A 19998-nucleotide genomic window follows, 5' to 3' on the forward strand; every position below is an offset into this window, starting at 1 on the left:
GCCGCCGTACCGGCCCGCCGATGCCGCTCGCCGCTCGCCGAATGACCGTGGTCCAGCTGCTGCCCGCGCTGGAATCCGGCGGGGTGGAACGCTCCACCCTGGAAATCGCCGCGGCCCTGGTCCGGGCCGGGCACCGGGCCGTGGTGGTCTCCGCTGGCGGGCGCCTGCTGCCGGCGCTGCAGGCGACCGGCGCCGAGCACGTGGCCCTCGACATCGGCCGCAAGTCGCCGCTCGCGCTGCGCCACGTCCGCCGGTTGCGGCGGCTGTTCGCCGAGCTCGAAGCCGACATCGTCCACGCACGCTCGCGGCTGCCGGCCTGGCTCGGCTGGCGCGCGCTGCGCGGCATGCCGGCCGGCGCGCGGCCGCGCTTCGTCACCACCGCGCACGGACTCAATTCGCCCTCGCGCTACAGCGCGATCATGGCGCGGGGCGAACGGGTGATCTGCGTCTCGGCGACGGTGCGGGCGCATCTGCTGCGGCACTATCCAGGCACCCCCGGGGAGCGGCTGCGGGTGATTCCGCGCGGCATCGATCCCGCCGCTTTCCCGCGGCGGGCGCTGCCCGACCCGCGCGCGCGCGCAGGCCTCGCCGCCTCCCATCCGCAGCTGGCGGGGGAAGGCCCGCTGTTGCTGCTGCCCGGGCGCGGCACCCGGCTGAAGGGCCATGCCGACGCCCTGGCGCTGCTGGCGCGGCTGCGCGGCGACGGGCGCGACGCGCGGCTGTGGATGCCGGGCGCGCGCGAGCCGGGCCGGGAGCGCTACCTGGCCGAGCTCGAGCGCGGCGCCGCGGCGCTCGGCATCGCGGGGGCGGTGGCGATGACCCCGCCGACCGCCGCCATCGCCGAGGCCTATGCCGCCAGCGACCTGGTGCTGCAGCTCTCGCGCAAGCCCGAGGCGTTCGGGCGCACGGTGATCGAGGCGCTGGCGGTCGGACGGCCGGTGCTCGGCTGGGACCAGGGCGGGGTGGGCGAACTGCTGCGGGAGCTGCAGCCTTCCGGTGCGGTGGCGCCGTTCGACCGGGACCGGCTGGCCGCGGCCGCGCGCAGGCTGCTCGGGCAGGCCCCGGCCCTTCCCGCTACGATGCCCTACACCCTCGCCGCCATGCAGGCCGCCACCCTCGCCGTCTATGCAGAATTCGACCGCCGCTGACCGCTCCGCATCCGCTCCCGGCTGGCGCTGGGCGCCGCACTGGGTGCTCGCCTTCGTCGCGTTGTGGCCGGCGCCCGGATATGCCGAGGCGGTGATGGTGCTCGGCGCGCTGGTGGCGATCGTACGGTTGTTGCTGGCGCGTTTTTCCAACGGCACCGCGCTGCTCAGCGTGCAGGCCTGGGCGCTGACCAGCGTGCTGTTCTGCGCCTACTGGCTGCCGGAGGTGTTGTCCTCGATCGGCGCGGTCGACGGTGGGCGGGCGCTGCGCGAGTCGGTGGTCGACCTGCGCTACCTGCCGTTCCTGTGGCTGGTGGCCTCGGCGGTGGCGACCGCGCGCGGCCGGCGCATCACCTTCGGCGGCCTGGCGGTGATCGTCGCGGTCTGGACGCTGGACGGCCTGGCCGAGGCGTTCTTCGGCAGCAGCCCGCTGTTCTTCGGCATCGATGCGGCCAAGCAGCTGATCAGCGGCCGGCCGATGTGCTCGGCCGAGGACGTGGCCGTCGTCGATCGCCTCAGCGGCGTGCTCGGGCCATGCAATCTCAAGATCGGCCTGGTGCTGGCGAGCCTGTCGCCGTTCGCGCTGTACTTCGCCGGACGCCGCTTCGGCAGCGGCGGCTGGATCCTGGCCGCGGTGGCGCTGGGGCTGGTGATCCTGCTGGCCGGCGCGCGGGCCTCGTGGCTGACCTTCACGCTGGTGCTGCTGTTCTCCGGCTGGCGCCTGCTCGGCTGGAAGCGGCTGGCCGGCGTGTTCCTGTTCGGCGTGGTCACCGTGGGGCTGCTGACCCTCGCATCGCCCCAGGTGCGCGAGCGGATCGAGCGCACCGCGCACATGGTCGCCGCCGACGAATCCGGGGTGGACATGGCCCTCTCGGGCCGCATGCGGATCTGGAGCGCGGCGCTGTGCATGGTCGGCGAGCGCCCGGTCAACGGGGTCGGCGCGCGCGGCTTCCGCGAGGCCTTCCCGGGCTGCGATCCGTACGCCGGCAAGACCGCGGCGTGGGGCGAGGGCCCGGCGCTGCACGCGCACCAGATCGTGCTGGAGGTCCTGAGCGAGACCGGGGTGCTCGGGCTGCTGCTGTGGCTGGCCGGCGCCGCCCTGGCCTGGCGCGCCTGGCGCTATGCGGACACTGCCGCCCGCGAACGCGCGCGCCCGGCGATGCTGGCCTTGGCGGTCACGGTGTTCCCGTTCAACACCCACCTGGCGTTCTACTCCACCTTCTGGGGTGGGCTCACCCTGATGCTCGCCGCGCTCTATGCCGGCAGTCTGCTGGCGCGCGATGCTGGGGAATCGGACAACGGGAACGGAGAATCGGCAGCGGAAGACCCCGGCGATCACGCTGCGGGGTAGGGCAAGTCGATTGCCTATTTCCGGCCGTCAGTACACCGAGTCCCCGTCCGGGCGCCGCTTGAAGCGCCGGTGGATCCACAGGTACTGCGCCGGCGCCGCGCGCGCCATCGACTCGATCCCGGCCATCACCCGCGCGGTGTCGGCCGCGGCATCGGACGAGGGGAAATCCGCCAGCGCGGGCAGCAGCCGCAGGGTGTAGCCGCCGTCGGCGCGGCGCTCGTGCTGGAACAGCACCACCGCCGCGCCCGACAGCCGCGCCAGCTGGTGGGTGGAAGTGAGGCTGTAGGCCGGCTGGCCGAAGAACGGCACGTAGACGGCCTCGCCACGGCTCGGGTCCTGGTCGGGCGCGTACCAGAGCAGTCCGCCGCGCTTGAGGTGGCGCACCGTGCCGCGCACGTCCTGCTTGGGGAACATGGCCGCGGCGTAGCGGGCGCGGCCGCGGCGCACCGCCCATTCCATCGCCGGCTGCGAGTGCGGCCGGTACATGCCGGCCAGCGGCGCGTGCCCGCACATCAGCCGGCCGCAGACCTCCAGGGTGGTGAAGTGGCCGGAGACCACGATCACCCCGCGGCCGCCGGCGCGCGCGGCCGCGAGGTGCTGCAGCCCCTCCACCACCAGTCCCCGGCGCAGCGGCGCCACCGATCCCCACCAGGCGCGGGCGAACTCGAACACGCCGATGCCCAGCGCGCCGAAGTGCGCGCGCAGCAGCGCCTCGCGCGCGGCGCCGTCGAGTTCCGGGAAGCACAGCGCCAGATTGCGTTCGGCCACCCGCCGGCGCGAGGCGAGCAGCACGCGCAGCGCGGCGCCGAGCCCCCGGCCCAGCCCGCGCTGCCACGGCCATGGCAGGCGCGCCAGCCCCGCCATCAGGCCGATCCCGATCCAGGCGGGCCAGTGGCGCGGAGCGAGCGGCGCGCGGCCCATGGTGTCCTTGCCGATCATGCGCGAATTGTAGGGGCAGCCTGGCACCGCCGCCGCTCACGGCGCACCCGGTATCCTTCGCCGATGCCAGAGCCCCTCGTCGAACGCCTGCTGCGCGGCCTGTACTCGGCCGTGCTGTACGTGCTGGTGCCGGTGACGGTCTACCATCTGATCTGGCGCGGCTTCCGCCAGGCCGAGTACTTCCAGCGCTGGAGCGAGCGCTACGCCTCCTACGCCGACGCGCCGCAGCCGTCGACGGTCTGGCTGCACGCGGTGTCGGTGGGCGAGGTCAACGCCGCGGCGCCGCTGATCGACACCCTGCTGCAGCAGCGGCCCGACCTGCGCCTGCTGGTGACCACGATCACCCCGACCGGTTCGGCGCGGGTGACCAAACTGTGGGGCGAGCGGGTCGAGCACGTCTATCTTCCCTACGATCTCTCCGGTGCGGTGCGCCGGTTCCTCGACCACTACCGGCCGCGCCTCGGGCTGATCGTCGAGACCGAGCTGTGGCCGAACCTGTTGTTCTGCTGCCGAGACCGCGGCGTGCCGGTCTACATCGTCAATGCGCGCCTTTCGGCGCGTTCGCTGCGCGGCTACCGGTTGCTGCGGCCGCTGGTCGGCCGTGCGCTGCGCACCGTGCGCGTGATCGCGGCGCAGTCCGCGGACGACGGCAGGCGCTTCCAGCGGCTCGGCGCTTCGAGCGGGCAGGTCGTGGTCACCGGCAATCTCAAGTACGACATCGCCGTGGATCCGCAGCTGCCGGCGTTCGCGCGCACGTTCCGCGAAGGGATCGGCCCGCGCCCGGTGTGGATCGCGGCGAGCACCCACGAACAGGAGGAAGCGGCGGTGCTGGGGATCCACCGGCGCCTGCGCCGGCGCTGGCCGGATCTGCTGCTGCTGTGGGCGCCGCGCCACCCCGAGCGCTTCCGCGCGGTGGCGCAGCAGGCCGTGGACGCCGGCTGGCGCACCGCCACGCGCCGGCTAACCCGCGCCCCGGACACCGGCGATGCGGTGTTCGTGATCGACACCCTGGGCGAGCTGATGAGCTTCTACGGCTGTGCCGACGTCGCGTTCGTCGGCGGCAGCCTGCAGGAGATCGGCGGGCACAACCTGCTCGAGCCGGCGGCGGTGGGCACGGCGATGGTGACCGGGCCGCACCTGCACAACTTCAGCGAGATCGCGCGCCGCCTGGAGCGCGCCGGCGGCCTGTGCATCGGCGCGGACGCGGACGCGGTGGGCGCGGCCCTGGCGGCGCTGCTGGGCGATCCGCAGCGCCGCGCCGGGATGGCCGCCGCCGCCGCCGCCCTGGTCGAGGAAGGCCGCGGCGCGGTGGACCGCACCATGACGGTGGTGTACGCCGACCTGCCCTGAGCGGGCGGCGGCCTACTCCTGTTGCTGCGGCGGGTTGCCCAGGCGCGAGTCGGCGTCGGCGGTCAGCAGCAGGTTGATCTGGCGCACCTGGTCGATGTCGAGGATGCCCGCGGCCTCGGCCAGCAGCAGCCGGTTCTGCAGGTAGTTGTAGCGGGCCAGGGCGTATTCCTGTTCGGCGTTGAACAGGGTCTGCTGGTTGATCAGCACGTCGACCACGGTGCGGGTGCCGACCTCCAGGCCGACCTGCGAGGCGTCGTAGGCGCTGCGCGCCGCGATCACCGCCTGGCGCCGGGCCTCGATCTCGGACACCCCGGCCACCACGGTCTGGTAGGCGTTGCGGGTGTTGCGCTCGAGCGCGCGCCGCGTCTGCTCCACCTGGTCCAGCGAGATGTCGCGCCGGGCGATCGCCTCGCGCACGCCGGACTGGGTGGCCCCGCCGCTGAAGATCGGCACGGTGAGGGTGAGGCCGATGCTGTGCCCCTCGCTTGTCGGCTGCACGCCGCCGATGTCGTCCGGATCGATGGCGCGGCTGCCCCAGGTGGCGCCATTGTCGTAGCCGGCACCCAGCGTGAGCCGAGGCAGATGGCCGGACTTGGCGGTGGTGACGTTGTGCTCGGCCGCCTGATAGGCGTACTCGGCCGCGCGCAACGACGGATTCTGCTCGATCGCCATCGCCACCCAGTCCTCGACCCCGCCCTGGGCCGGAACCTCCGGCTGGAAGTCCTCGGGCAGGCCGCGCAGGTCGCGCACCTGCTGGCCGGTGATCTCGGCCAGCGCCTGGTAGGCGTCCTCGAGCTGGTTGCGGGCAAGGATCACGTTGGCGCGGGCGCCATCGTACTGGGCGCGCGCCTCGTGCACGTCGGTGATCGGCGCCAGGCCCACCTCCAGGCGCTTGTCGGCGAAGTCGTACTGCTTCTGCAGCGCCGCCTCGGCGGCCTCTGCGGCGGCGAGGGTCTCGATCGCCACCAGCACGTTGAAGTAGGCCGCCGAGGTGCGGGTGATCAGCTCGTCGTTCGCTGCGTCGAGGTCGTAGCCGGCCGCGGTGTCGAGCTTGGACTGTGCGCGAAGATTGGAGATCTGTCCGAGGTCGAACACGGTTTGGCTGACGTCGACCCCGACGCTGCGGCGGCGCAGGTCGCCCCGGGTACCCGCGACGTAGTTGCGGCTGAGCGAGGCGCTGCCGCTGATCTGGGGCAGCAGCTCGGCGCGCGCCTGCACGCGGTCCTCGCGGGCGATGTCGCGGTTGGACTCGGCGATCGACAGCTGCGGGTCGCCGAGGCGGGCCAGCTCGTAGGTCTGCAGCAGGTCCTCGGCGAAGGCCGCGGTCGGCAGCAGGGCGAGGGTCAGGGCGAGCGCGAGGGGGCGGCGGAGCATGGGGAGTCCTTTGCGTTGCAGGCGCGCAGGCGAGACGCCTGCGGTGCCCGGGTCAGAGCTGGAATTCGGGGACCGGCGCGGCGCCGGCAAGATAGCCAAGGTCGGTCTCGAACAACGATTCGATGTGCGGCGCGTTGACTTCGCCGCCCTGGGGACGCACCAGCACCGCCTCCATCGCCGGCGCGCGGCCGTGGACGACGAACATCCTGCCACCGGGACGCAGCCAGCCGAGGAAACGTGACGGGATGCGGTCGACCGCGCCGTTGACGCAGATCGCGTCGAAGCGGCGCTCGCTGTCCCAGGCGAAGGCGTCCGCGGTCTCGACCGAGACGTTGGCGATGCCTTCGGCCAGCAGACGGTCGCGCGCCGCCTGGGCCAGATCGGCGTGGCGCTCGAGGCTGAGCACGTCGCGGGCCAGCCGGCCCAGGCAGGCACTCAGGTAACCGCTGCCGGTGCCGATCTCCAGCACGTCCTCGCCGGCGGCGGGCAGCAGCGACTGGAGGATGCGGCCGGCCACCACAGGCTTGAGCATGCGCTCGCCGTGGCCCAGCGGGATCTCGATGTCGGTATAGGAGAGTGCGCGGTAGGGCTCGGGCACGAAGCGCTCGCGCGGCAGCTCCGCCAGCACCGCCAGTACCCGCGGGTCCAGCACGTCCCAGGGACGGATCTGCTGTTCGACCATGGCGTCGCGGGCTTGGGCGTAGTCGGTCGTCATCTGCGGGTCTCGTGCACGGGAGGCGCAAGTTTAGCGGGCATTGCCGGCGCCGGGCCTGCTGCGGCGTCGGCGGACAGGATCGCCGCGCCGCGCCCCGGCCACTGAGTGCCATAAGTCATCGCGACCGCGGTCATGGTCAGGCCCTGCGCGCCTGCCGGGCAGGCGCGTAGGCGCGCAGGAACATGTCCACGGACGCCTGGATGTGCGCCTCCCGGTGGGCTTCGCACAGCTGCTCGTCGTCGCAGCACTGGAACACCAGCCGCGCGTGCAAGTCGCCCTTGAGCAGGGTGAAGAACTGCGCCGAAGCGCGCGGGATGTCGGCGATCTCGAGCTCGCCGGCGGCCACGCGCTGGCGCAGCAGACCCGCGAATGCGCTTTGCACCCGCATCGGGCCGCCCTCCCAGAACGCCCGCGCCAGGCCTCGCTCGACCATCTGCGGGGTGCAGAGCAGGCGGTGGCCAGCGACCGCCTCGGCCGAGAAGACCATGGCGAAGAAGGCGCGGGCGATCTCCAGCAGGCGTTCGCGCAGCGGCGTGGCCGGCGCCGGGGCGAACACCGAGGCCGGCATCTGCTGTTCGCAGTAGGCCCTGGCGGCTTCGGCGAACAGGGCGTCCTTGTCGCCGAAATGGCTGTACACGGTGAGCTTGGAGACGCCGGCCTCGGCGGCGATCTGGTCCATGCTCACGCCCTCGTAGCCGTGCTGCAGGAACATCCGCTCGGCGGCGTCGAGGATCGCCGCGCGCTTGGTCAGATCCTTGGGCCGCCCGGGGCTGGCGGCGATCCTGGGCGTGCTTTTTCGCGACATCCGTCAATACTAGACCAATGAGTTTGTTATTTATACTATACGGGCCGGTTCATTAATTTGCCGGCTCGGCACGGAGATCCGCAATGCATCGGAAGGCCATCGCCGCGATCCTCTGGGCGGCGCTGCTCCTGGCCGGCTGCGGCGGCGAAACCGTGCCCGCGGCACCCGCGCGGCCGGTCCTGGTCGAGCCGGCCGGCGCCCGGGCCGGCGCGGCCGCGATGGCGCTCGCGGGGGAGGTCCGCGCCCGCGAGGAGAGCGCGCTCTCGTTCCGCGTCGGCGGCAAGCTGGTGCGGCGCCACGTCGACGTCGGGGCCCGGGTGCGGCGCGGCGACCTGCTCGCGGAGCTCGATCCGGGCGACCAGCGGCTGCAGGCGCAGTCGGCCGGCGCGCAGGCGGCGGCGGCCGAGGCCGAACTCGAGCGCGCCCGTGCCGATCACGAGCGCTACCGGCGCCTGGCCGCCGAGCAGCTGGTCAGCCGCTCGGCCCTCGACGCCCAGACCACCGCGCTGCGCGCCGCCCAGGAGCAGGCCCGCGCCGCCCGCGCGCAGCTGGAGGTCGCCCGCAACCAGGCCGGCTACACCGAGCTGCGCGCCCCCGCCGATGGCGTGATCACCGACCGCCAGGCCGAAGCCGGGCAGGTGCTGGCGGCGGGACAGACCGTGTACACCCTGGCCGCCGACGGCGCCCGCGAGGTGCTGATCGCGCTGCCGGAATCGCGGCTCGGCGCCTTCCGGGTCGGGCAGGACGTCGCGGTCGAGCTGTGGAGCGCGCCCGAGCGGCGCTGGCCGGGCCGGATTCGCGAGATCTCGCCCGCCGCGGACCCCAGCGCGCGCACCTACGCCGCCCGGGTCGCCCTGGGCGACGCCGCCGCCGGCGCGGTGGCGCTCGGCCAGAGCGCACGGGTGTACCTGGCCGCTGACGGCGAAGCGCCGGTCGCCAGCGTGCCGCTCACGGCGGTTCAGCGCGGCGAGGACGGCAGCACCGCGGTCTGGGTGGTGGACCGGCGCACCGGCACGGCCGGGCGGGTGCCAGTGGAACTGGGCGAGTTCGGTGCCGAACGGGTGCCGGTGCTGGCCGGGCTCGCACCCGGAGCGCTGGTGGTGGCGGCCGGCGCCCACCTGCTGCGCGAGGGCCAGGCGGTGGTGCCGGTCGACCGCGACAACCGGCCATTGGCGCCGGCGGACCCGGAATCCGAATGAGCCGCTTCAACCTGTCGGAGTGGGCGCTCGGCAACCGCGGGCTGGTGCTGTACGCGATGCTGGTGGTGGCGATCGCCGGCGCCTGGTCCTATACGCGGCTGGGCCAGTCCGAGGATCCGCCCTTCACGTTCAAGGCGATGGTGGTGCGCACGCTGTGGCCGGGCGCCTCCGCCGAGGAGGTGGCCAGCCAGGTCACCGAGCGGATCGAGAAGAAGCTGATGGAGACCGGCGACTACGAGTTCATCCGCTCGTATTCGCGCCCCGGCGAGTCGCAGATCATCTTCATGGCGCGCGACTCGATGCGTTCTGGCGAGATCCCGGAGCTGTGGTACCAGGTGCGCAAGAAGGTCGGCGACGTCCGCGCGACCCTGCCCGAGGGCGTGGTGGGGCCGTTCTTCAACGACGAATTCGGCGACACCTTCGGCAACATCTATGCGCTGACCGGCGAAGGCTACGACTACGCGGTGATGAAGGACTACGCCGACCGCCTGCAGCTGCAGCTGCAGCGCCTGGACGACGTCGGCAAGGTCGAACTGGTCGGGCTGCAGGACGAGAAGATCTGGATCGAGGTCGACAACGCCCGCCTGGCCACCCTGGGCATTCCGCTGCAGGCGGTGCAGCAGGCGCTGGCCGAGCAGAACGCGGTGGTGCCCGCGGGGTTCTTCGAGACCCCCGGCGAACGCGTGCGGCTGCGGGTGGACGGCGCCTTCGACTCGGTCGAGGCGATCCGCGCGTTCCCGATCCGTGCCGGCGGCCGCACCATCCGCCTGGACGACATCGCCACCGTCAGCCGCGGCTTCGCCGATCCCGCCGCGCCGCGGATGCGCTTCATGGGCCAGGACGCGATCGGCATCGCCGTGTCGATGCACGAGGGCGGCGACATCCTGCGCCTGGGCGAGCGCCTGGAACGCGAGTTCGCACGCCTGCAGGAGACCCTGCCGGTGGGCATGGAGCTGCGCCGCGTCGCCGACCAGCCGCGCGCGGTGGAGGATTCGGTGGGCGAGTTCGTCAAGGTGCTGGCCGAGGCGGTGGCGATCGTGCTGCTGGTGAGCTTCTTCTCGCTGGGCTTCCGCACCGGGCTGGTGGTGGCGGTGTCGATCCCGCTGGTGCTGGCGATGACCTTCGCGACCATGGACTACTTCGGCATCGGCCTGCACAAGATCTCGCTGGGCGCGCTGGTGCTGGCGCTCGGCCTGCTGGTGGACGACGCGATCATCGCGGTGGAGATGATGGCGGTCAGGATGGAGCAGGGCGACAGCCGGCTCAGGGCGGCCAGCTACGCCTGGAACCACACCGCTTTCCCGATGCTCACCGGTACCCTGATCACCGCGGCCGGGTTCCTGCCGATCGCCACCGCGGCCTCCTCGACGGGCGAGTACACCCGCTCGCTGTTCCAGGTGGTGACCATCGCCCTGGTGGTGTCGTGGATCGCGGCGGTGCTGTTCATTCCCTGGCTCGGCGACCGGATGCTGCCGGACCTGGGCCACCCGCGAGCGCCGGCCCCGGGCTCACCGGCGGGGCGGCTGCGCGGCTGGCGCGAGCGCCTGGCCGGGCGCTGGCCCGCGTTCGCGTTCGCGCTGGCGCCGCGGCCCCTCGACCACCGGCCCCACGACCCGTACCAGCGGCCGTTCTACCGGCGCTTCCGCGGCTGGCTGCACTGGGCGCTGGCGCACCGCTGGCTGGTGATCGGCGCGACCGCCGCGCTGTTCGTCGGCGCGGTGCTGCTGTTCCGCTTCGTGCCGCAGCAGTTCTTCCCGGATTCGACCCGGCTCGAGCTTATGGTCGATCTGGAGCTCGCCGAAGGCAGCTCGCTGCGCGCCACCGAGCAACAGGCGTACCGCTTGGAGCGCCTGCTGGAGGACCGCGAAGGCATCGAGAACCACGTCGCCTACATCGGGACCGGTTCGCCGCGTTTCTACCTCCCGCTCGACCAGCAGCTGCCGCAGGCCAATTTCGCCCAGTTCGTGGTGATGACCCGCGACGTCGAGGCCCGCGAGCGCATCCGCCAGTGGCTGATCGACGAGGTGGCGCCCAAGTTCCCCGAGCTGCAGCTGCGCGTCACCCGCCTAGAGACCGGCCCGCCGGTCGGCTATCCGGTGCAGCTGCGGGTGTCGGGCGAGCACGTCGAACGGGTGCGCGCGATCGCCCGGCAGGTAGCCGAGCGGGTGCGGGCCGACCCGGCCACCACCAACGTCAACCTCGACTGGGACGAGCCGAGCAAGGTGGTGCGCCTGCACATCGACCAGGCCCGCGCCCGCGCCCTCGGGGTGAGTTCGCAGCACCTCGCGCAGTTCCTGTCCGGTTCGCTGTCGGGGCTGCGGGTGAGCGTGTACCGGGAGGGCGACGAACTGGTCGAGATGCTGATGCGCGGCACCGGCGACGAGCGAGCACGCCTGGACATGCTGGGCAGCCTCGCGGTGCCGACCGAAGCCGGGCAGGCGGTGCCGGTCTCGCAGATCGCGACCCTCGAGTACGCATTCGAGGACGGCATCATCTGGCACCGCGACCGCCTGCCCACCGTCACCGTGCGCGCCGACATCCGCAACGCCGACACCGCGCCCACCGTGGTCGGCCGGATCCTGCCGACTCTGGAGGACATCCGCGCAGGGCTGCCGCAGGGCTACCTGCTCGAGACCGGCGGCACGGTCGAGGATTCGGCCCGCGGCCAGCGCTCGATCGCCGCGGGCATGCCGCTGTTCCTGTTCGTGGTGGTGACCCTGCTGATGCTGCAGCTGCGCAGCCTGTCGCGCGCCGGCCTGGTGCTGCTGACCGCGCCGCTGGGGCTGATCGGGGTGACCCTGTTCCTGCTGCTGTTCCGGGTCCCGTTCGGCTTCGTGGCGATGCTCGGCACGATCGCGCTGGCCGGCATGATCATGCGCAACTCGGTGATCCTGGTGGACCAGATCGAGCAGGACGTGGCCGCGGGGGTGGACCGCTGGAATGCCATCGTCGAGGCCACGGTGCGCCGCTTCCGCCCGATCGTGCTGACCGCGGCGGCGGCGATCCTGGCGATGGTGCCGCTGTCGCGCAGCGTGTTCTTCGGGCCGATGGCGGTGGCGATCATGGGCGGGCTGACCGTGGCCACGGTGCTGACCCTGATCTTCCTGCCGGCGCTGTACGCGGCCTGGTTCCGGGTGCGGCCGGACGAGCGCGCCACGGGCCGGGCCGGCTAGCCGCCGGGCGGCGGCACCGGTTGCCATGCAGCATGCCGCGCCGCGGTTTCGGCGCTAGACTCGGGCGCGCAAGCGACGGCCGGCGCTCCCGGCCTTGCCAGCGCGGGGGTGCACGACCGTGCAACCGACCGATATCGGCCGCCCGGACGTCTTCCACAAGGTGGTGGACTGCCAGTGGGCCTGTCCGGCGCATACCCCGGTGCCCGAGTACATCCGTCTGATCGCCGCCGGCCGCTACGCCGATGCGTACATGGTCAACTGGCACAGCAACGTGTTCCCCGGGATCCTCGGCCGCACCTGCGACCGGCCCTGCGAGCCGGCCTGCCGCCGCGGCCGGGTGGAGGAGAACAACGCCGGCAAGCCGGAACCGGTGGCGATCTGCCGGCTCAAGCGCGTCGCCGCGGATCTCAAGGGCGACGTACGCGCGCGGATGCCGGAGCCTGCGGCGCGACCGAATGGCCGACGCGTGGCCTGCGTCGGCGCCGGCCCGGCCTCGCTGACCCTGGCGCGCGACCTGGCGCCGCTCGGCTACCACGTCGCCGTGTTCGACGCCGACCCCAAGGCCGGCGGCTTCATGCGCACCCAGGTGCCGCGCTTCCGCCTGCCCGAATCGGTGATCGACGAGGAGACCGGCTACATCCTCGACCTCGGCGTGGAGTTCGTCGGCGGGCGCCGGATCGACTCGATGAAGGCCCTGCTGGCCGAGGGCTACGACGCGATCTTCGTCGGCAGCGGCGCCCCCCGCGGGCGCGACCTGGACCTGCCGGGCCGGCGCGAGGCCGATGCGCAGATCCACGTCGGCCTGGACTGGCTGGCCGGCGTGCATTTCGGCCATGTCACCGCGGTCGGGCGCCGGGTGCTGGTGCTGGGCGGCGGCAACACCGCGATGGACTGCTGCCGCAGCGCGCGCCGCCTCGGCGGCGGGGACGTCAAGGTGATCGTGCGCTCGGGTTTCGAGCAGATGAAGGCCAGCCCCTGGGAGAAGGAGGATGCGATGCACGAGGGCATCCCGATCCTCGACTGCAGGGTGCCGAAGTCCTTCGTCCATGCCAGCGGCAAGCTGACCGGCATGACCTTCGCCAGGGTGCGGGTGGAATACGGCGAAGACGGCCGCCGCCGGCTGGTCCCCACCGGCGAGGCCGACGAGTTCCATCCCTGCGACGAGGTGCTGATCGCGGTGGGCCAGGAGAACGCGTTCCCGTGGATCGAACGCGACCTCGGCATCGATTTCGACGAATGGGGCATGCCGGTGGTGGACGAGGCCACCCATCAGTCGACGCTGCCGCACGTGCTGTTCGGCGGCGACGCCGCTTTCGGGCCGAAGAACATCATCTGGGCGGTGGCGCACGGCCATGCCGCGGCGATCTCGGTCGACCGCCTGCTGCGCGGCGAGGATCCGCAGCTGCGCCCGGGCCCCGATGTGGTGCTCTCGTCGCAGAAGATGGGCATCCACGAATGGAGCTACGACAACGCGGTCTCGCCGGACGAGCGCTACCCGGTGCCGTGGTCGGAGGCGGCCCGCAAGCTGGACAGCATGCACGTGGAGGTGGAGCTGGGCTTCGATGCCGCCACCGCCTGGAAGGAGACCCAGCGCTGCCTCAACTGCGACGTGCAGACGGTGTTCGTTCGCGACAAGTGCATCGAATGCGATGCCTGCGTCGACATCTGCCCGACCGACTGCATCACCTTCACCGCCAACGGCGAGGAGGACGAGCTGCGCACGCGCCTGACCGCGCCGGCGATGAACCGCGAACAGGACCTGTACGTGTCTGCGCCGCTGAAGACCGCGCGGGTCATGGTCAAGGACGAGGACGTCTGCCTGCACTGCGGGCTGTGCGCGGAGCGCTGCCCGACCGGCGCCTGGGACATGCAGAAGTTCCTGCTGCGCGAGGTCCATGCCGGCGGCGACCGGCGCGGCGCGAAGGCCGAGGCGGCGGCATGACGCCCGCCCACGCACCGCTGCAGGCGGTCAACGATTTCGTCGTCAAGTTCGCCAACGTCAACGGCTCGGGTTCCGCCTCGGCCAACGAGCTGTTCGCCAAGGCGATCCTGCGCATGGGCGTGCCGGTGAGCCCGCGCAACATCTTTCCGTCCAACATCCAGGGGCTGCCGACCTGGTACGAGGTTCGGGTCTGCGAACGCGGCTGGCTCGGGCGGCGCGGTGGGGTCGACCTGATGGTGGCGATGAACCCGCAGACCTGGGACGAGGACCTGGCCGCGACCGAGCCGGGCGGCTACCTGCTCCACGACAGCACCCGGCCGCTGCCGCGCGCGCGGATCCGCGACGATGTCACCGTGATCGGGGTGCCGCTGACGGCGATCTGCAATGCCAACTACCAGGATCCGCGCCAGCGCCAGCTGTTCAAGAACATCATGTACGTCGGCGCGCTCAGTGCGCTGCTGGAGATCGATCCGGAGGTCATCGAGACCCTGATCGGCGAGCAGTACCGGGGCAAGGAGAAGCTGCTCGGGGCCAATGTCGCGGCCCTGCACCTGGGCCGCGACTGGGTGCGAGAGCACCTGCCGTACCCGCTCGGCCTGCGGGTTCGCCGGGCCGACGCGGTGGGGGAGCGCGTCTTCGTCGAGGGCAACGCCGCCGCCGCGCTGGGCTGCGTCTACGGCGGCGCCACGGTCTGCGCCTGGTATCCGATCACCCCGTCCTCGTCGCTGGCCGAGGCGTTCCAGGGGTACTGCCGCAAGTACCGTGTCGACGCCGAAGGACGCGCGCGCCACGCGGTGATCCAGGCCGAGGACGAGATCGCCTCGATCGGCATGGTGGTGGGCGCCGGCTGGAACGGCGCGCGTGCGTTCACCGCCACCGCCGGCCCGGGCATCTCGCTGATGGCCGAGTTCATCGGCCTGGCCTATTTCGCCGAGATCCCGGTGACCATCATCGACGTGCAGCGCGGCGGCCCCTCCACCGGCATGCCCACCCGCACCCAGCAGTCGGACGTGCTGGCCTGCGCCTACGCCTCGCACGGGGATACCCGGCACGTGCTGCTGTTCCCCGAGGATCCGCACGAGTGCTTCGACTTCGCCGCGCGCGCGCTGGACCTGGCCGACTGCCTGCAGACGCCGGTGTTCGTGATGAGCGACCTGGACATCGGCATGAACCAGCGCCTGTGCGCGCCGTTCGAATGGGACGACGCCCGCGCCTACGACCGCGGCAAGGTGATGACCGCGGAGCAGCTGGAAGCCGGGAGCGAGTTCGCCCGCTACCGCGACGTCGACGGCGACGGCATCCCCTGGCGCACCTGGCCGGGGACACACCCGGACAAGGGCGCGTACTTCACCCGAGGCACCTCGCGGGATCCGTCCGCGCGTTATTCGGAGCGGGGCGAGGACTACGTCTACAACATGCAGCGGCTGCTGAGGAAGTTCGAGAGCGCCAAGGCGCTGGTGCCGCAGCCGGTTCTGGAATGCGCAGAGGTACCGGCGCGGCACGGCGCGATCTTCTACGGTTCCACCAGCCCGGCGATGGCCGAGGCGATCGATCGCCTGGGCGCGGACGGCATCGGGCTCGACACCCTCCGGGTACGCGCGTTCCCGTTCGCGGACGCGGTGCGCGACTTCATCGGCGCCCACGAACGGGTCTTCGTCGTCGAGCAGAACCGCGATGCCCAGCTCAGGCTGTTGATCATCGATGCCTTCGACATCGACCCGGCGCGGCTGGTCCCGGTCCTGCACTACGACGGCACCCCGATCACCGCGCGCTTCATCGCCGACGCGATCGCCGCCCAGCTGCGGCCGGCCGTGCAACGGCACAGCGTGGCCTGATGTCGAATCGTGCTCTCCGCTTCTACGGGAGGGCGGCGAGCGTTGCGCTGGTGTGGAGGACGGAGGGCACATGACCTACATCGCCAAGCCGAAGCTGCATCACCCGACCCTGGCCTGCAACGCCATCGGCTTCACCCGCCGCGACTACGAGGGCAAGATCAGCACCCTGTGCGCCGGCTGCGGCCACGATTCGATCTCGGCGGCGATCATCCAGGCCTGCTGGGAACTCGACATCCAGCCGCATCGCGTCGCCAAGCTGTCGGGCATCGGTTGCAGCTCCAAGACCCCGGACTATTTTCTCGGCCAGTCGCACGGCTTCAACACCGTGCACGGGCGCATGCCCTCGGTGCTCACCGGCGCCAACCTGGCGAACCGTTCGCTGATCTACCTGGGCGTGTCCGGGGACGGCGACTCGGCCTCGATCGGCATCGGCCAGTTCGTCCACGCGATCCGCCGCGGGGTGGACATGGCGTACATCGTCGAGAACAACGGCGTGTACGGCCTGACCAAGGGGCAGTTCTCGGCCACCGCAGACCAGGGCTCTGTGTCCAAGCGCGGCGTGGCCAACAGCGACAGCGCCCTGGACATGGTGACGATGGCGCTGCAGCTCGGCGCGAGCTACGTCGCGCGCGGCTTCTCCGGCGACAAGCGCCAGCTGGTGCCGCTGATCAAGGGCGCGCTGTCGCACCGCGGCGCGGCCTTCATCGACATCGTCAGCCCCTGCGTCGCCTTCAACAACCACGCCGGCAGCACCCGCAGCTACGACTACGTGCGCGCGCACAACCAGGCGGTGAACCGGCTCGACGTGATCCCGCCCCGGGCCGAGATCGTGGTCGACTACGGTCCCGGCGAGAGCATCGACGTGACCGGGCACGACGGCGCGGTGCTGCGGCTGCACAAGCTCGACGAGGCCTGGGACCCGCGCGACCGGATCGCGGCGCTGAACCTGGTCCAGCAGCGCCATGCCCGCGGCGAGATCGTCACCGGCCTGCTGTACGTCGATCCCGAGGCACGCGACCTGCATGCGCACCTGGGTACCGTCGCCGTGCCGCTCAACGCGCTCGGTTCCGATGTCCTCTCCCCCGGAGCCTCGACCCTGGAACGGATCAACGCATCGCTGCGATAAGCGCATCGGCGCGGCACCCGCGGGCGCGGCCCGGTGGCGAGGCGCCGGGCGAACACGACCGGCGGGCGGCGGGCGAGGGCCGCGGGTTGCCGTGGCGGCGCGCCGCGGCGCCCGTATCGTCCAGCGACCGCCGGCTCCACCCTGGGGCGGGGGTCAGTCCTCGTCGTGGCCTTCCAGCACCTTGCGCTGCATGGCCTCCAGGTAGGCATCCGCCTCCGCGGTGGACGAGAAGATCTCGTTCATCGGTACGGCCTTGACGAGATCGAAGACCTTCTGGATCTGCGGCTGCGGATCGACCACCAGGACCTTGCCGCCGTGCGGCGACAGCGCCTTCCGGGCCTTGAAGATGGAGCGGATGCCCGCGCTGCTGATGTAGTTCAGCCCGCCGAGCTCCAGCACCAGCACGCAACCTTTCGGCGGGGCCTGCAGCAGCGGCGCCAGCTGCGCGTCCAGCTGGGCGTAGCTCTGCGTGTCCAGGCGCCCGGCGAGGCTCACGCGCTGGCTGCCGTCGGCGGGCGGGTGCATCTGGATGTCCAGGCTCATGCTTGCTTCTCCGGTGTATTGACGCGCAGGACCACCTTCAGCAGGTTGAGGTCGCCGTTGCGGCGATAGGTGATTTCTTCCGCCAGCTGCCTGATCAGGTACAGGCCGAGTCCGCCGAGGGGGCGGGCTTCGATGTCGGCATCCAGATCGGGGGTGGAGACATCGGTCGGGTTGAACGGCGCACCGTCGTCGCGGAACTGCAGGACGAGCAGATCGTCGCGGATGGCGATGTCGACGGACAGCTCGTGCTGCCCGATGTCGGGGTCGTCGGGACCGCCGTGCTCGATGGCGTTGCAGGCCAGTTCCTCCACGATCAGGCGCACGTCGTCGCGCACCCCCTGCTCAACGCCGTGGCGGGCCAGTACCGCCTCCAGCGAGGCGTTGAGGTCCTCGACCCGCGCGTGTTCGCCCGGCACGATCAGTCTGATGAGCATTGTTCGGCTCCGGCTGGGGACCGTTCCGCGTTGTGCCCGGCCGCGTCCTCGGTCATGCGGATCGCCAGTACCGCGATGTCGTCGTGTTGCGGCGCGCCGCTGGCGAAACCGTGCACCTCGGCGATCAGCCGACGGCAGTGGTCCAGCGCGCCGTAGTCGGGGCGCACCAGGGCCAGCAGGCGGTCGCTGCCGTACGCCTCGTTGTCGGGGTTGAAGGCTTCCGTTACGCCGTCGGTATAGGCCAGCAGGCAGTCGCCGGGAGCAAGTCGACCCTCCCACAGCGAGTATTGCTCGCAGACCTCGAAGCCCAGCGGAGGGGCGTTGTCCAGCGCCAGCAGTTCGGCGCGTCCGCCGGCGCGCAGCAGCACCGGCGGATCGTGCCCCGCGCTCGCCAGCGTGCAGGCGCCGGTGCGCACGTCGATGCGCCCGCACAACACGGTAGCGAACATGCAGGTGTCGTTGCCCTGCACCAGCCGCCGCGAGCCTTCCGCCAGCACCTGTGCCGGCGAGGCGGCGGTCTGCGCGGCCACTTCCAGTATCGTCACCGTGCGTGCCATGAACAGCGCCGCCGGCACGCCTTTGTCGGAGACGTCGCCGATGACGAACCATAGCTCGCCGTCGCCGCGCTCGATGAAGTTGTAGAAGTCGCCGCCGACGGCCTTGGCGGGCTCCAGCACCGCCTGCGCATCCAGATGCGAGCGGCCGCAGTCGATCACCCGTCCCAGCGGCAGCATGGCCCGCTGGATGTCGCGGGCGATATCCAGCTCGCTTTCCAGCTTCTGCCTGGCTGCGCCCATTTCCTCGATCTCCGCCAGCTGCCGCCGGATGGAGCCGCGGGCGCTTTCAAGGGTGCGCGCCAGCTGGCCCACCTCGTCGTGCCGCGCGACGTGCTCCACCGGGGTGCCGTATTCGCCCAGGCCCAGCCGGCTGGCCGATGCCGCCAGCTGCTCCACCGGCCGGCTGATCTTCCTGGCGAACCGGCGCACCAGCAACGTGCTGACCAGGGCCAGCAGCACGCTCGCCGCCAGCAGCAGGGACAGCGCCCGGTTCAGCCGCGCGACGATCAGCGCGTAGGACTGGCCGACGAGCAACGTCCAGCCGCTGTCGCCAGCCGGTTTTACGACCGTATGGCGCTTTTCGCCGGTGAGGATGTCCTGGTGCACGTAGTGGGTTTCCTGGCGCGCTCGGACCGCCCGCGCCGCCGGCTCCAGGTCGGGGCGGGCATGGCCCGCGATGTAGCCATCCAGGGTTTGGTGCAGGGCCACGCCGGGGACCGTACTCATGGCGATGGTGCCGGCCGGGGCCACCAGGATGGCTTGCCAGCCCGGCAGGTAGGCGAGCGACTCGATCGGCGCCACCAGTTCTTCCAACGGCAGGTCCAGGCTGACCATGCCGCGCGTGGATCCGTCCTCGCGCGCGGGCAGCGCCAGGTTGTAGGTGACCATCCAGACGTGCCCGGCGGTGCGGTTGAGGTAGGGCTCGGACCACCAGCCATCGCGCGCCGACAGGCTGCGCCGGTACCAGGCCTGGGCGCGGTAGTCGTAGCCATCGGCGACGAAGTCGCGCTGCATGCCGTCGGCGCCGAAGTAGCGCGCGTGGCCGGGATCGCCGGGATGCTCGGGCTCCAGCGCGAGCAGGCCGCCACTGACCCCGGGGGTGGCGCCGATCGTCGCCTGCAGGGCGGCGCTCAGCTGCGCCGGGTCCATGTGGGCGGTGGCGACCAGCTCGGCCAGGGCGCCGGCGGCGACCGCCGTCATGCGCAATCCGCCCTCGAGCCGCTCGGCCGCTTCGTACGCGCTGGCGCGGGTGTCGAGCTGCGCGCTTTCGATGATGCGCTCGCGCACCAGCCAGGCCGTGACGATGGCGATCAGCAACAGCAGCGATACCGTCATCGTCCCGGACCACAGCGCGATGCGCGTGCGCAGGCTACGGCTCCAATGGACAGTAACGAGCGAAACCTCCGGTTCGATTGCTTCGCCGCTGCCGGACATGGCCGGTAACTCCCGAGCTTCCCCTTCGGGCGATCATAGTCGCGCCGGGTCGGGTCGAAGGATGCACCGGTCTCAT

Annotated in this window: 15 protein-coding genes; 8 read left to right on the forward strand and 7 right to left on the reverse strand. The window is 71.8% G+C overall.

Annotated features, from left to right (window positions below; translation table 11 throughout):
* The first annotated feature begins 20 nt into the window (after positions 1–20).
* Both QFW77_RS17235 and QFW77_RS17240 read left to right on the forward strand, forming a co-directional pair.
* Entirely contained in the window at positions 21–1148 is a 1128-nt protein-coding gene (locus tag QFW77_RS17235; RefSeq protein ID WP_280576045.1) for a glycosyltransferase, read from the forward strand.
* Positions 1126–2496: an O-antigen ligase family protein gene (locus QFW77_RS17240; protein WP_280576046.1), complete on the forward strand. Its 1371-nt coding sequence runs from the start codon at positions 1126–1128 to the stop codon at positions 2494–2496. The genes QFW77_RS17235 and QFW77_RS17240 overlap by 23 nt, the downstream gene beginning before the upstream one ends.
* 27 nt (positions 2497–2523) lie before the next feature.
* Here the strand turns inward: QFW77_RS17240 and lpxL are convergent, their stop codons facing one another.
* Complete coding sequence (gene lpxL / locus QFW77_RS17245; protein WP_280576047.1) at positions 2524–3435, reverse strand: LpxL/LpxP family Kdo(2)-lipid IV(A) lauroyl/palmitoleoyl acyltransferase; 912 nt, start codon at positions 3433–3435, stop codon at positions 2524–2526.
* 63 nt (positions 3436–3498) lie between these two features.
* Between lpxL and waaA the strand changes: the two genes are divergently transcribed.
* The gene (waaA, locus tag QFW77_RS17250) at positions 3499–4785 is read left to right on the forward strand and encodes a lipid IV(A) 3-deoxy-D-manno-octulosonic acid transferase (protein WP_280576048.1); all 1287 of its coding nucleotides are present in this window, start codon (positions 3499–3501) and stop codon (positions 4783–4785) included.
* A gap of 12 nt (positions 4786–4797) precedes the next feature.
* Here waaA and QFW77_RS17255 read toward each other — a convergent pair whose 3' ends face one another.
* From QFW77_RS17255 to QFW77_RS17265, 3 genes are all read right to left on the reverse strand, one after another.
* Positions 4798–6159 (reverse strand): TolC family outer membrane protein, encoded by a 1362-nt coding sequence (locus QFW77_RS17255; protein WP_280576049.1) that lies wholly within the window; start codon positions 6157–6159, stop codon positions 4798–4800.
* A gap of 52 nt (positions 6160–6211) precedes the next feature.
* Positions 6212–6874, reverse strand: coding sequence for a protein-L-isoaspartate O-methyltransferase family protein (locus QFW77_RS17260; RefSeq protein ID WP_280576051.1), 663 nt, complete (start codon positions 6872–6874; stop codon positions 6212–6214).
* Positions 6875–7010: 136 nt separating this feature from the next.
* Entirely contained in the window at positions 7011–7679 is a 669-nt protein-coding gene (locus QFW77_RS17265) for a TetR/AcrR family transcriptional regulator (RefSeq protein ID WP_280576052.1), read from the reverse strand.
* Positions 7680–7762: 83 nt separating this feature from the next.
* Between QFW77_RS17265 and QFW77_RS17270 the strand changes: the two genes are divergently transcribed.
* The 5 genes from QFW77_RS17270 (at position 7763) to QFW77_RS17290 (ending at position 16954) form a co-directional block, all read left to right on the forward strand.
* Positions 7763–8878 (forward strand): efflux RND transporter periplasmic adaptor subunit, encoded by a 1116-nt coding sequence (locus QFW77_RS17270; RefSeq protein ID WP_280576053.1) that lies wholly within the window; start codon positions 7763–7765, stop codon positions 8876–8878.
* On the forward strand, positions 8875–12051 hold the full coding sequence (locus QFW77_RS17275) for an efflux RND transporter permease subunit (RefSeq protein WP_280576054.1): 3177 nt from the start codon (positions 8875–8877) through the stop codon (positions 12049–12051). Before QFW77_RS17270 ends, QFW77_RS17275 begins: the two co-directional genes overlap by 4 nt.
* 118 nt (positions 12052–12169) lie before the next feature.
* Positions 12170–13993 (forward strand): FAD-dependent oxidoreductase, encoded by a 1824-nt coding sequence (locus tag QFW77_RS17280; RefSeq protein ID WP_280576055.1) that lies wholly within the window; start codon positions 12170–12172, stop codon positions 13991–13993.
* Positions 13990–15828, forward strand: coding sequence for a 2-oxoacid:acceptor oxidoreductase subunit alpha (locus tag QFW77_RS17285; protein WP_280576056.1), 1839 nt, complete (start codon positions 13990–13992; stop codon positions 15826–15828). Before QFW77_RS17280 ends, QFW77_RS17285 begins: the two co-directional genes overlap by 4 nt.
* A 70-nt stretch (positions 15829–15898) precedes the next feature.
* Entirely contained in the window at positions 15899–16954 is a 1056-nt protein-coding gene (locus QFW77_RS17290) for a 2-oxoacid:ferredoxin oxidoreductase subunit beta (protein ID WP_280576057.1), read from the forward strand.
* 153 nt (positions 16955–17107) lie between these two features.
* Here QFW77_RS17290 and QFW77_RS17295 read toward each other — a convergent pair whose 3' ends face one another.
* Genes QFW77_RS17295 through QFW77_RS17305 form a run of 3 tightly spaced genes read right to left on the reverse strand, consistent with a single transcriptional unit; the run spans position 17108 to position 19823 of the window.
* Complete coding sequence (locus tag QFW77_RS17295; protein WP_280576058.1) at positions 17108–17497, reverse strand: STAS domain-containing protein; 390 nt, start codon at positions 17495–17497, stop codon at positions 17108–17110.
* Positions 17494–17931 (reverse strand): ATP-binding protein, encoded by a 438-nt coding sequence (locus QFW77_RS17300; RefSeq protein WP_280576059.1) that lies wholly within the window; start codon positions 17929–17931, stop codon positions 17494–17496. Before QFW77_RS17300 ends, QFW77_RS17295 begins: the two co-directional genes overlap by 4 nt.
* Positions 17916–19823: a SpoIIE family protein phosphatase gene (locus QFW77_RS17305; RefSeq protein WP_280576060.1), complete on the reverse strand. Its 1908-nt coding sequence runs from the start codon at positions 19821–19823 to the stop codon at positions 17916–17918. Before QFW77_RS17305 ends, QFW77_RS17300 begins: the two co-directional genes overlap by 16 nt.
* Between the last annotated feature and the right edge of the window lie 175 nt (positions 19824–19998).

Origin of the sequence: Luteimonas endophytica (genome assembly GCF_029887875.1) — a bacterium.
Taxonomy (GTDB): Bacteria; Pseudomonadota; Gammaproteobacteria; order Xanthomonadales; family Xanthomonadaceae; genus Luteimonas; species Luteimonas endophytica.